Genomic DNA, 13,636 nt, shown 5'->3' with positions numbered 1-13,636 from the left:
CGACAACAATATGCTGCCGGTAAATATTTTATTGCCTTTATTCATATGAATATACCAATGGAAGCCTTTGGAATCATTCTACCGTAAATCATTTTAGAGGAAAGATAATAAAAAAAGTCATAATATCAGATGCAATAGTATATTTTACTGTTTTTACCCAATAAAAAATAAATTCTTAAAGATTACAGCAATAAAAACGGACGAAAATATTAACTTTGCACAGATTTGTTTACATTGATATAGAATGAATATTTTTTGCAGACTACTTTTATTATCGTGCGTACTATTTTCATCCATTAATGTAGCCGGTAACACAATAAACGACAAGTTCGTTGTCGTCATCGACCCGGGACATGGAGGTAACGATCCTGGAGCTATAGGACGTAAAGGAAAGGAAAAGAACATCAATCTGAATGTAGCAATAAAATTAGGCAGATTAATAGAACAGAAATGCAACGACACAAAAGTTGTATTCACAAGAAAAACAGATATTTTCGTACCTTTAAACAAAAGGGCCGAAATTGCAAATAACGCAAAGGCAAATCTATTCATTTCCATACATACCAATGCTGTGGCAAAAAACAAATCCCAGGTACGTGGGGCAGAGACCTATACATTGGGATTACACAGGACCGAGGACAATCTTGAAGTTGCGAAGAAAGAAAACTCAGTAATTCTTATTGAGGAAAACTATCAGCAAAAATATGCAGGGTTCAACCCCAATTCTTCTGAAAGCTATATTATATTCGAGTTCATGCAGGATAAGAATATGTCTCAAAGCGTAAACTTTGCGACCCTCATCCAGAAACAATTCAAAAGATATAATAGAATAGATAAAGGTGTACATCAGGCAGGATTCTTAGTTTTGAGAGAAACTTCCATGCCAAGTGTGCTTATCGAACTTGGATATATATCCAACCCTGCCGAAGAAACCTATCTATTGTCAGAAAAAGGAACATCCGATTTAGCCAACGCTATTTACAACGCATTTATCAGCTATAAAGGAAACAGTTCCAAAATTCAATCATCTACCATATCACGGCAACCTAAAAACGAGACAGTTGCCACAAATTCACCCGATAACACGACAAACATTTCTTCCGGACCAATCTTCAAAATACAGATTTTGGCTTCCGACAGAGTCTTGCCACAAAACAGCAAACAGTTTAAAGGATTAAAACCTGTAAGTTATTATAAAGAAAACGGACTTATAAAATACACTTACGCTGAAGACAAAAATTACAACAAAATTTTAAGTATAAAAAAGACTTTGGTTGACAAGAAATTTAAAGACGCTTTTATCATCGCCTTCAAGGATGACAAAAAAGTAAACATCAACCAGGCTATAAAAGAATTTAAAAACAGGAATAATAACAAATAAACAATTATAGAGATACAATTATGAAAAAAGAATTTACAATAGGAATAGCAGCTATTGCAGCTTTAGTAATCCTTTTTGTAGGAATAAATTATCTTAAGGGAATAAATTTGTTTAAGGCTGAAAGCTATTATTATGTGGACTATACTGAAGTCAATGGATTAGCGCTTTCAAGCCCTGTTTATGCCAACGGATTCAAAGTCGGCCTGGTCAGAGACATACAGTACAACCACAATAACCCCGGCCATATAACTGTAGGAATAGAAATGGATGAAAACATCAAGATACCTGCAGGCAGCAAAGCCGAACTGATAACAGAAATGCTTGGAACCGTAAAAATGAATCTTATAATGAATTACGGCGAAAGTAAAACCGTAACTCCGGGCGACACTATCGAAGGTTACGCCAACAATGGAATTATGGCAAAAGCCGAACAAGAGTTATTGCCTCAGATTGAAAAACTGATGCCTAAACTTGATTCCATATTAACATCACTAAATACAGTGTTATCCGATCCAGCATTGGGCAATACCCTCAAAAATGCTGAAAAAATTACAGCTTCATTAAGCCAGACAAGCAATCATCTTGAAAAGCTAATGGGAAATGACATTCCAAAGCTAACCAATAATGTAACAACTATCACCGAGGACCTTAAGGTTATAAGCGACAACCTAAAAGGTATAGACTATGCCGGAACATTCAACAAAATTGATGAAACTCTGAAAAATGTTTATGCATTAACTGATAAGCTCAACAACAAAGACAACACAATAGGATTATTATTCAACGATCCTGAACTTTATAACAACCTGAACGCTACGTCAGCCAACGCCGCGTCATTATTAAAAGATCTGCAGGAACATCCTAAAAGATATGTTCATTTTTCTTTATTCGGCAAAAAGGACAAATAAAGACAAATTAGAACAAATCTAAATAACAAGCATTCTAAATAACACATATCCAACAAAGATTAGGCATTGGTTATCAATAACTTATATTTACACATAAAAAACATATCACACTTATTAGGCAATAAATAATCTTCTAATTTTCAAGACATTACAAACGTATAACAATATTATAGGGAGACATTAGGCCTACCGGCAGAACTCTGCTGATAATCAAGCGCTTATAATATTTTTCAGAAAAGCAAGAAAAAGACGATTTGTTTTTCTGAAATTACATCACGAAATTTGCATCGTAGATAATTCGCCAAAATAGAAATTTAGATATAGATTTACAAATATGATTGAAGGGAATCAAGCTATTGCGTTATGGAACAAATGTCTCGAGTTTATAAGAGACAATGTTAATGCAACGGCTTTCAAAACATGGTTCGAGCCTATTGTTCCGCTTAAATACGACAATAAGGCATTAACTATAGGGGTACCAAGTCCTTTCTTCTATGAATACTTAGAAGAAAAGTATGTTGGACTACTCCGTGCAGCCATATATAAGGAAATAGGTGAAGGCACGGAACTGATGTACTCCATTCTTACAGACAAAACCAATCAAATTACAGTAAATATAGAGGGGACCAAACGTTCACAGGCCGTACAACAGAACAATGTACAGAATGCCAACAAAACCCCTAACCCTCTTCAAGCACAAGTTGTACAGGATTTGGATCCGCACTTAAATCCGAACTACAACTTCGACAACTTTATTAAAGGTACAAGTAACGAGTTTTCAAGAACTGTTGCCGAAACAGTCGCACAAAACCCTGCCAGGACCTTCAACCCTTTATTCATCTACGGACCGTCAGGAGTTGGCAAGACTCATCTTGTCAATGCCATCGGTACACGCATAAAAGAACTTTACCCCGAAAAAAGAGTTTTGTATGTGTCAGCACATTTGTTCCAGGTGCAATACACAGATTCTGTACGAACCAACCACTTCAATGATTTCATTACTTTCTATCAGACTATTGATGTACTCATTATTGATGATATTCAAGAGTTTGCCGGAGTAACAAAAACCCAAAATACTTTCTTTCATATTTTTAATCACCTGCATCAGAACGGTAAACAGCTCATCCTGACTTCGGACCGTGCACCGGTAATGCTTCAAGGAATGGAAGACCGCCTGCTTACACGTTTCAAGTGGGGATTGGTAGCGGAGCTCGAAAAGCCTGACACGGAATTGCGTAAAAACATATTGCGTAATAAGATACGACGTGACGGTCTTACGATTTCCGAATCTGTCATCAGTTATATAGCCGAAAATGTTAATGAGAGCGTCCGCGAACTTGAGGGCATTGTCAACTCATTGCTGGCACAATCTATTCTTTTCAAGCGTGAAATAGATATTGACTTGACTCAAAGAATAGTTAGAAAAGCTGTAAAATGTGCAGAAGTCAAGCCGGTTACTGTGGAAGATATTATCGAAAAAGTATGCGAATACTATAAAGTTGACACTTCTACAATACATACCAAGACAAGAAAAAGAGAGGTTGTACAAGTAAGACAGGTTGCTATGTATTTGGCAAAGAAACACACTGATACCTCATCATCAAAAATCGGTCAGCTTATCGGAAAGAAAGACCATGCAACCGTTTTACATGCTTGTAAAATAGTAAAAGACCAAGTCGATGTGGATAAAGCTTTCAAAAATGAAATTGATGAGATTGAAGCTATTTTAAGAACAAAATAATTCATATACGAATATAAAAAATAAAGCCGCAGTTCAAAACTACGGCTTTTTTTTATATTAATCCACATCAAAAAATCCCTGCTGTCTTAATACCCCAACCAGATTTTCTGACATCGCCTCATTATCATTCTTTTTATATCTGATATCAGTGAATATCTGCGCCAGTGTTTCCTTATTATTGATAGCTATAAAGTTTTTATTCTCTGGCAGAGACTCTTTATAAGCATATATATCATCAATATCCCCGGCCGAATATTGAGAATACACTTCATTATGGACAATCCCCTTCAAAGGCAACCTGTCAGGCTGAGCCGGAAATTCATCAGGATAACCGACAGTAATCGTTGCTACAGGAATAACAAGCTTTGGTAGTTTAAGCAAATCTATAATAGGACCCGGATTATAGATTGTAGTGCCTAAATAGCATGTTCCAAGACCGGCGTTTTCAGCTAAAGTACAAAAATTCTGAGTCACCAACAACGCATCCGACATGGCATTGACAAATGAAAGGAAATTATCATAGCCCGGCTCCGCTTTCCTCTGTTTGCACCACAAGCTGAAACGGTTGAAATCGGCACAGAACGTCAAAACCACAGGAGCACCTGTCACCATAGGTTGATTGAAATGTATCGGTGCGAGTTTGGATTTCATTTCAGAACTGCGAGTTACCACAACACTATACAATTGCATGTTCCCCATTGTAGCCGCTCTGAAAGATTCTTCCAGCAAACCATTCAACAAATCATCAGGAATATCCTGAGATTTGTACTTACGTATTGTCCTTCTATTCTTTATTGTTTCCATCTTAAATCGTTTTCCACAAAGATAATACAAAAAAAACAATCATAACACAGTTTTTACAGACTATTATTGCCATGAACGCACTAAAGTTTTTCAAAACGGAAAACTTTATTATTATACAAAATCTTTATATCATTGATACTCAAGATAATAATCAGTCGAAACTGAAAACTTCACAAAACTGTTGATAACTTTGTATGTTTTTCCTTTGTCCATTCGAAAAACATTAATAGCTTTGCACCATTCAATCATATCTCGAATATCTACCAAAAAACGGTTACAAACTTATTCATATAATATCGTGGAAAAAAAGGTTTACAGCTACAATGAAGCGTACGAAGCTTCGTTAGAGTATTTTAAAGGTGACGAACTTGCGGCACGTGTTTGGGTAAACAAATACGCTGTGAAAGATTCGTTTGGAAACATCTATGAAAAATCCCCAGAGGATATGCATTGGCGTTTGGCCAATGAAGTAGCCAGAATTGAGGCAAACTATCCTAACAGCATGAGCTCACAGGAATTGTTTGACTTGTTCGACCACTTCAGATACATAGTCCCTCAGGGTAGCCCTATGACCGGTATCGGAAATGAATACCAGGTTGCTTCTTTATCCAATTGTTTCGTTATTGGACTTGACGGAAAGGCCGATTCATACGGTGCTATCATCCGTATCGACGAAGAGCAGGTACAGCTCATGAAACGCAGAGGCGGTGTAGGACATGACCTGTCACACATACGTCCCAAAGGATCGCCTGTAAAGAACTCCGCACTTACATCTACAGGACTTGTCCCATTCATGGAACGTTACTCCAACTCTACAAGGGAAGTAGCGCAGGACGGACGTAGAGGAGCTCTTATGCTTAGCGTTTCAATAAAACATCCCGACTCAGAGTCATTCATCGACGCAAAGATGACAGAAGGAAAGGTTACAGGGGCAAATGTTTCTGTAAAGCTCGACGATGAATTCATGCAGGCTGCCATTGACAATAAGCCTTACATCCAGAAATTCCCTATAGATTCGGACAATCCACAGTTCGTCAAAGAAATCAATGCCAACGAATTATGGAAAAAGATTGTGCACAATGCCTGGAAATCGGCCGAGCCCGGAGTTTTGTTCTGGGATACAATTCTAAAAGAATCCGTGCCCGACTGTTATGCCGACCTTGGCTTCAGAACTGTATCAACAAACCCATGTGGTGAGATTCCATTGTGTCCATACGACTCATGCCGTCTGTTGGCTATAAACCTTTATTCATACGTAGTAAATCCATTTACAAAAGACGCGTATTTTGATTTCGACCTGTTCAAGACTCACGTAAGATATGCTCAGAGGATAATGGACGACATTATCGACCTCGAGCTTGAAAAGATTGGCCTTATCCTTGAAAAGATAGATTCAGACCCTGAAAATGACGAGGTAAAGAATACAGAGCGCCATCTGTGGGAAAAGATTTACAGGAAGTCAGGTCTTGGAAGACGTACCGGAGTTGGTATTACCGCCGAAGGAGATATGCTTGCAGCCATGGGATTGATATACGGAACAGAAGAAGCCACAGAATTCTCTGAGAAAGTACACAAGACCATAGCCATCGAAGCCTACCGCTCGTCTGTCATCATGGCAAAGGAACGCGGAGCATTCGAGATATATGACAGCGAAAGAGAAAAAGATAATCCTTTCGTAAACCGTATCAAGGAAGCCGATCCTGCTCTTTACGAAGAAATGGTTAAATACGGACGTAGAAACATTGCGTGTCTTACTATCGCGCCTACAGGAACAACAAGTCTTATGACACAGACCACATCCGGTATTGAGCCTGTATTCATGCCTGTATATAAGAGACGCCGTAAAGTAAACCCTAATGACGAGAACGTAAGAATCGACTTCGTTGACGAAACAGGTGACGCTTTTGAAGAATACATCGTATTCCATCACAAGTTCCTGACATGGATGAAGATTAACGGTCTTGATACAACAAAGAACTATTCCCAGGAAGAAATAGACGAACTTGTAGCCAAGTCACCTTATTATAAGGCCACATCCAATGATGTGGACTGGCTGATGAAAGTCAAGATGCAGGGACGCATACAGAAATGGGTTGACCATTCAATCAGTGTAACCATTAACTTGCCGAACAATGTCGATGAGGAACTCGTGAACAAACTCTACATCGAAGCATGGCGTTCAGGATGCAAAGGATGTACCGTTTACCGCGACGGTTCACGTGCCGGAGTTCTTATTTCAACACAAAAGACCGACAAGGAAGAAAAACGCAAGGAACAAGAAGAAGAGTGCAGATGCAAGCGCCCTGAAGTTGTAGAAGTCAGACCAAAAGTACTTGAAGCCGACGTCGTACGTTTCCAGAACAACAAGGAAAAGTGGGTGGCATTCGTAGGACTGCTCGACGGTCATCCGTACGAAATCTTCACCGGTCTTCAGGATGACGAAGAGGGAATTGTTCTTCCTAAATCAGTTACATGCGGAAAAATCATCAAGAACATTGATGAGAATGGAAACAAACGCTACGACTTCCAGTTCGAGAACAAACGCGGATATAAGATGACAGTTGAAGGATTGTCCGAACGTTTCAATAAGGAATACTGGAACTATGCAAAACTTATTTCAGGAGTCTTGCGCTGGAGAATGCCTATCGACCAGGTTATCAAACTCGTAGGTTCACTGCAGCTTGACAGCGAGAACATCAACACTTGGAAAAACGGTGTTGAACGTGCTCTGAAGAAATACGTACAGGACGGTACACAGGCAAAAGGCATGAAATGTCCTAACTGTGGACAAGAGACACTCGTTTATCAGGAAGGATGTCTGATATGTACATCTTGCGGTTCTTCAAGATGCGGATAATATACTTTAAACATAAATGATAAACCCAGGCGAAGAATATCCGCATAAAACGGAATTCTTCGCCTTTTATCTTTAATCATGATTATATGAAAGCCCAATCAATGAACATCATACTCGACGGTATGAAATTCTATTCATTTCATGGTGTCATGCCGCAAGAGAACACAGTCGGAGCAGAATACAAGGTAAGCCTTGACATCGAGACCGATTTCAGCATTGCGGCAGAAACCGACAGTCTTGAAGGCACCATTAACTATGCGGAAATATACGAAGCCGTGAAGCATGAAATGTCTATTCCGTCAAAACTGCTTGAACATCTGGCATACAGGATTTCAAAACGCCTTTTCAACGACTTTCCGGCTATAAAAAGCATTGGTATAAGCATATTCAAGGAAAATCCTCCAATGGGAGCCGAAAGCAAGGCTGTAGGAATAAAAGTGAAATATTTTCGATAAAAAATCGGCAAAATGTTTGGATTATAAAAAATAATACATAGATTTGCCGCAGAAACAACAAATAATATAACATTTTATGAGAACTTCATTGGTAAATACATTCTTCTGGTGGCGCCACTTACAACTCCAAAAGTCGTAAGGGCATCAGTCGTGTGTATATATACCAAACATAAGATATAGGAATATAAAGCAGAACGGGCTGTCGTACTTTACGACAGCCCGTTCTGCTTTTTGTGTTTTCAGAAACTTTTAAAACAATGACAATATGAAATCTTATCAAGTAAACGAAAAAGGTTATTACGGAGAATTCGGCGGAGCGTATATCCCCGAAATCCTGCACAGATGTGTTAGCGAACTTCAGGAGGCATACTCAAAAGTTCTTGACGACGAAGGGTTCAAGAAAGAGTACGCGCAGTTGCTTAAAGACTACGTGGGACGCCCTTCCCCACTCTATCTCGCCAATCGCCTGTCCGAGAAATACGGATGCAAGATTTATCTCAAGAGGGAAGACCTTAACCACACGGGAGCACACAAGATAAACAATGCCATAGGTCAGGTTCTGCTGGCAAAACGTATGGGAAAGACCAGAATAATTGCCGAGACAGGAGCCGGACAACACGGTGTAGCCACAGCTACAGTATGCGCTCTGATGGGCATGGAATGTATAGTGTATATGGGAAAAACGGACGTCGAACGCCAGCACGTAAACGTGGAACGCATGAAGATGCTTGGAGCAACCGTCTGCCCTGTCACTTCCGGCAACATGACCCTGAAGGACGCCACAAACGAGGCCATACGCGACTGGTGCTGCCATCCTGCCGATACCTACTACGTGATAGGCTCTACAGTAGGCCCTCACCCCTATCCTGACATGGTGGCAAGGCTTCAGTCCGTCATCAGCGAAGAAATCAAGAAGCAGCTCATGGAACACGAAGGACGCGATTATCCTGATTATCTGATGGCATGTGTAGGAGGAGGAAGCAACGCTGCAGGCACAATATACCACTATCTTGACGACGAGCGTGTGAAGATTATACTTGCCGAAGCCGGCGGACATGGAATAAACAGCGGTATGTCGGCAGCCACAATCCAACTTGGGAAAATCGGTATCATCCACGGATTCAAGACCATTGTAATGCAGGATGCCAACGGACAGATACTCGAACCTTATTCAATCTCAGCCGGTCTGGACTATCCCGGGGTAGGTCCCATGCACGCCAACCTCGCCAAAGAACACCGAGCTACAGTTTTGGCTATAAACGATGATGAAGCAATCAAGGCTGCTTATGAACTTACACTTCTGGAAGGCATCATACCGGCTCTGGAATCCGCCCATGCCTTGGGAGCCCTGGAGAAAATAAACTTCAAGCCTACAGATATTGTTGTACTTACAGTGTCCGGCAGAGGCGACAAGGATATTGAGACTTATTTGAAATATAAAGGTTGTTAGTTTTTAATTTAAATTCCCCAAAGATGAATACAAAATACAAATACACCACAATCCACAAATCAATTTTAGGCGACCTCCATACGCCGGTAAGCACATACCTGAAAGTGCGCGACATTTTCCCTCAGAGTGTACTGATGGAAAGCTCCGATTATCACGGAACAGAGAACAACAAGTCATTCATCGGCCTCAACCCGATAGCAAGCATAAGCATAAACCACGGAAAAGCCATCGCGACCTACCCCGACGGAACTGCAGAAGAGACTTCTGTTAAGTGTAAGGAAAGTGTGGAAGATGCCATAAATACCTTCCTCGGACATTTCGGTATAGAAGGCGAATATTCGTCATACTGCGGAGTGTATGGCTACACCACTTTCAATGCGGTCCGCTATTTCGAAAACATCAACGTTCCGGACAGCATAGACGAGAAGAACGACGCTCCGGAGATTCTATACATATTATATAAATACCTCATCGTTTTCCACGGATTCAAGAGCGAGATGGTACTCCTCGAACTTCAGTCACCGGGGGAACCAAGCCACATTGACGAGATAGAAAAAGCCATAAACAACCGCAACTTCACGGCATACGAGTTCAGGGCTGTAGGTGAAACCACCAGCACACTGACAGACGATGAACACCGCGAGAACATACGCCGCGGCATTAGCCACTGCATGAGGGGCGACGTTTTCCAGATAGTGATGTCAAGACGCTTCATACAGAGATACGAAGGCGACGACTTCAAGCTCTACCGTGCCCTGCGAAGCATAAACCCGTCGCCATACCTGTTCTACTTCGATTTCGGCGGATTCAGAATCTTCGGCTCGTCACCGGAAACACACTGCAAGATTGAGGACGGCATAGCAAGCATAGACCCGATAGCAGGAACCACCAAAAGGACAGGAAGTAAGGAAGCCGACCGCAAGGCAGCCGAGGCCCTGCTTGCCGACCCAAAGGAGAATGCCGAGCACGTCATGCTGGTGGACCTGGCAAGGAACGACCTTAGCCGCAATTGCCACGAAGTGAAAGTGGATTTCTACAAGGAACCCCAATACTACAGTCACGTTATACACCTCGTAAGCCGTGTGAGCGGAAAAGTAAATGCCGGAGCCGATGCCGTAAGTACATTCATCGACACCTTCCCGGCAGGAACACTGAGCGGAGCGCCGAAAGTGATGGCAATGCAGCTTATCAGCAAGTACGAGCCTCACAACCGCGGAGTTTACGGCGGATGCATAGGTTTCATCAGCCTGGACGGGAAAAGCATTAATCAGGCGATAACGATACGCACATTCGTAAGCCGCAACAACGAACTTTGGTTTCAGGCAGGAGGCGGAATAGTGGCAAAAAGTAATGTAGAAAACGAACTGCAGGAAGTAAACAACAAGCTCGGAGCACTGAGAAAAGCCATCGAACTGGCAGAGAAATTATAAAACACCAAAAACTAAACAAAATGAAAATAGTAATCATAGACAACTACGACTCATTCACATACAACCTCAGCCACCTCGTTAAGGAGCTTGGCGCAGAAGTGACAGTACTCAGAAACGACTGTTTCTGTATGGAAGAACTCGAGGAGTTCGACAAGATACTCCTCTCCCCCGGTCCGGGAATACCCGAAGAGGCAGGACTCCTTCTCGACGTGATACGCACCTACTCCGGCAGCAAGCCTATCCTTGGTGTATGCCTTGGCGAACAGGCCATAGGCGAAGCGTTCGGAGGAAAGCTGGTGAACCTGAAAGAAGTATATCACGGCATACAGAGCATAATCCGCATAACTGCCGATGACTATATCTTCAGCGGCCTGCCGGAAGAAATCCCCGTAGGAAGATACCACTCATGGGTGGTGGACAGAGATTCTCTCCCCGACTGTCTGGAAGTGACAGCCATCAGTGCGGAAGGCTACATAATGGCAATCCGGCACAAGGAATACGATGTCCGGGGCATTCAGTTCCACCCGGAATCAGTACTTACCCCAGACGGTAAGAAGATGATTGAGAACTGGATTCGAGAAAATTAAAAAACTGCTACAATGAAAGAAATACTTAAACGACTATTCAATCATGAGGAACTTACACGCGAGGAAGCATGTTCGCTCATGAAAAACATAACGGGAGAGAAATACAACAACACCCAGATAGCATCACTCCTCACGGTCTTCCAGATGAGGGGTATAACAGTAGAAGAACTCATCGGTTTCCGCGAAGCACTCCTCAGCACACGTGTCAATGTCGATTTGAGCGAATACAAACCAATCGACATTGTAGGCACGGGAGGCGACGGCAAGAACACATTTAATATCTCCACATGTGCCTGCTTCGTAGTGGCGGGAGCCGGATACAAGGTGGCAAAACACGGCAACTACGGCAGCACCTCAGTGAGCGGGGCAAGCAACGTGATGGAGGAACACGGAGTGAAATTTACCAACGACAATTCCCGTCTGAGAAAGTCGATGGAAGAATGCGGAATGGCATATATGCACGCGCCTCTCTTCAATACGGCCATGAAGACCGTGGCATCCGTAAGGAAGGAACTCGGAGTGAGAAGCATCTTCAACCTGCTCGGTCCGCTCATCAACCCATGCATCCCGGCATACCAGTTGCTCGGAGTGGCCGACCTCACACTGATGCGCCTCTACACCAACACACTGCAACGCCTCGGAATAGGTTTCGCCGTAGTAAACAATCTTGACGGATACGACGAAATATCCCTCACCGACGAGTTCAAGGTTATGACCAACCGCTATGAAACCATCTGCAAACCTTCCGATATAGGTTTCACCATAGCACGCCGCGAAGAACTCTACGGAGGAAGCACTACACGCGAAGCTGCAAAGATATTCGACAATGTACTGAGCAACAATGCCACAAAAGCACAGACAGAGTGTGTACTCATCAACGCATCCTTCGCCATACAGGCCATAGAGCCGCAACTTCCGATAGAAGAATGCGTAGCCAAGGCACGCGAATCGCTCGAAAGCGGACATGCCATGCAGACACTCAAAAAATTCATCGAGATAAACCAATAATCACTCCACCAGTATGAAAGAAGATATTCTCACACAGATAATAGCCAACAAGCGCAAGGAAATCAGCCGGCAGACGGAAGCCGTAAGCATGAAGCGGCTCGAAGCCATAATAGCCATGCATGAAACAAGAGAGCCGTTAAGCCTCAGCCGCTCCATCATGTCATCCCCCACCGGAATAATATCAGAATTCAAACGTCGTTCCCCCTCAAAAGGCTGGATAAACCGCGAAGCCGATGTCCGGCTGATAACCGGAGGATATGCCGAAGCCGGAGCAGCAGGACTGTCAGTCCTGACAGACACGGATTTCTTTGGAGGCAGCGAAGGCGACCTACTCAAAGCCCGCCTTTCAGCTCCATCCACCCCTATCCTGAGAAAGGATTTCATCATATCGGAATATCAGATATTACAGTCCGTAGCCATTCAGGCAGATGCCATACTCCTGATAGCCGCCGCACTTGAAAAGGACGAATGCAGACACCTCGCAGAAATGGCGCACAGCCTGGGACTCGAAGTTTTATTGGAAATACATTCGGAAGACGAACTGGAATATGCGACGGACTGCATCGACCTCATAGGCGTGAACAACCGGAATCTCGGTAGTTTCCACACCGACGTGGAAAACTCATTCCGCCTTGCCGAAAAACTTCCGAAAGGAATACCGCACATATCGGAAAGCGGAATTTCAGGGGCAGACATCATAGCCGTGCTACGGCAGGCTGGATACGACGGATTCCTTATGGGCGAATCGTTCATGAAGACTGCAGAACCGGCTGGCGCACTGGCAACACTCATCGAGGAACTTGAAACAGCCCGGAAGCAGTAAAAAGCTTCGTCACATTTATCGTAATACTATAGTGTAACGAGCGTAAAACTATAGTTCGACGAGCATATAACTATAGTATTACGAGCGTAAAACTACAGTGTGACGTCGTCTATGTACTGATTTTTTATAATAAGAGAGTCCCTATACACTATCCGGATAAACCAGACATAACATATAAGTAAGAATTTAAAG

The 13,636-nt window shown here is 42.5% G+C and carries 11 protein-coding genes; 10 read left to right on the top strand and 1 reads right to left on the bottom strand.

Annotated features, from left to right (window positions below):
- Positions 1-244: 244 nt before the first annotated feature.
- The 3 genes from H6A27_RS11435 to dnaA all read left to right on the top strand — a co-directional run bounded on the left by H6A27_RS11435 (position 245) and on the right by dnaA (position 4,030).
- Positions 245-1,381: an N-acetylmuramoyl-L-alanine amidase family protein gene (locus H6A27_RS11435; RefSeq protein ID WP_204508762.1), complete on the top strand. Its 1,137-nt coding sequence runs from the start codon at positions 245-247 to the stop codon at positions 1,379-1,381.
- Between the two features lie 20 nt (positions 1,382-1,401).
- Entirely contained in the window at positions 1,402-2,289 is an 888-nt protein-coding gene (locus H6A27_RS11430) for an MlaD family protein (RefSeq protein WP_204403786.1), read from the top strand.
- A 334-nt stretch (positions 2,290-2,623) separates the two neighbouring features.
- On the top strand, positions 2,624-4,030 hold the full coding sequence (gene dnaA / locus H6A27_RS11425; protein ID WP_204403784.1) for a chromosomal replication initiator protein DnaA: 1,407 nt from the start codon (positions 2,624-2,626) through the stop codon (positions 4,028-4,030).
- Between the two features lie 57 nt (positions 4,031-4,087).
- Here dnaA and H6A27_RS11420 read toward each other — a convergent pair whose 3' ends face one another.
- Complete coding sequence (locus H6A27_RS11420; protein WP_204403782.1) at positions 4,088-4,834, bottom strand: NADPH-dependent oxidoreductase; 747 nt, start codon at positions 4,832-4,834, stop codon at positions 4,088-4,090.
- A 298-nt stretch (positions 4,835-5,132) separates the two neighbouring features.
- Here H6A27_RS11420 and H6A27_RS11415 point away from each other — a divergent pair, with 298 nt between their 5' ends.
- The 7 genes from H6A27_RS11415 (at position 5,133) to trpC (ending at position 13,444) form a co-directional block, all read left to right on the top strand.
- On the top strand, positions 5,133-7,691 hold the full coding sequence (locus tag H6A27_RS11415; RefSeq protein WP_204508761.1) for an adenosylcobalamin-dependent ribonucleoside-diphosphate reductase: 2,559 nt from the start codon (positions 5,133-5,135) through the stop codon (positions 7,689-7,691).
- A gap of 86 nt (positions 7,692-7,777) precedes the next feature.
- On the top strand, positions 7,778-8,146 hold the full coding sequence (gene folB, locus H6A27_RS11410; RefSeq protein ID WP_204508760.1) for a dihydroneopterin aldolase: 369 nt from the start codon (positions 7,778-7,780) through the stop codon (positions 8,144-8,146).
- Between the two features lie 265 nt (positions 8,147-8,411).
- Positions 8,412-9,596 carry a tryptophan synthase subunit beta gene (gene trpB / locus H6A27_RS11405; protein WP_204508759.1) on the top strand — a complete coding sequence of 395 codons (1,185 nt, stop codon included), beginning with the start codon at positions 8,412-8,414 and terminating at the stop codon, positions 9,594-9,596.
- Positions 9,597-9,619: 23 nt separating this feature from the next.
- Positions 9,620-11,026 (top strand): anthranilate synthase component I family protein, encoded by a 1,407-nt coding sequence (locus H6A27_RS11400; protein ID WP_204508758.1) that lies wholly within the window; start codon positions 9,620-9,622, stop codon positions 11,024-11,026.
- 20 nt (positions 11,027-11,046) lie between these two features.
- Positions 11,047-11,613, top strand: a complete 567-nt coding sequence (locus H6A27_RS11395) for an anthranilate synthase component II (protein WP_204508757.1) — start codon at positions 11,047-11,049, stop codon at positions 11,611-11,613.
- 12 nt (positions 11,614-11,625) lie between these two features.
- Positions 11,626-12,621, top strand: coding sequence for an anthranilate phosphoribosyltransferase (trpD, locus tag H6A27_RS11390; RefSeq protein ID WP_204508756.1), 996 nt, complete (start codon positions 11,626-11,628; stop codon positions 12,619-12,621).
- Between the two features lie 13 nt (positions 12,622-12,634).
- Complete coding sequence (gene trpC, locus H6A27_RS11385) at positions 12,635-13,444, top strand: indole-3-glycerol phosphate synthase TrpC (protein ID WP_204508755.1); 810 nt, start codon at positions 12,635-12,637, stop codon at positions 13,442-13,444.
- Positions 13,445-13,636 lie beyond the last annotated feature (192 nt).

Origin of the sequence: Bacteroides caecigallinarum (genome assembly GCF_016902295.1) — a bacterium.
GTDB lineage: Bacteria > Bacteroidota > Bacteroidia > Bacteroidales > Bacteroidaceae > Phocaeicola > Phocaeicola caecigallinarum_A.
This window is presented reverse-complemented; position numbering and strand designations above follow the sequence as displayed.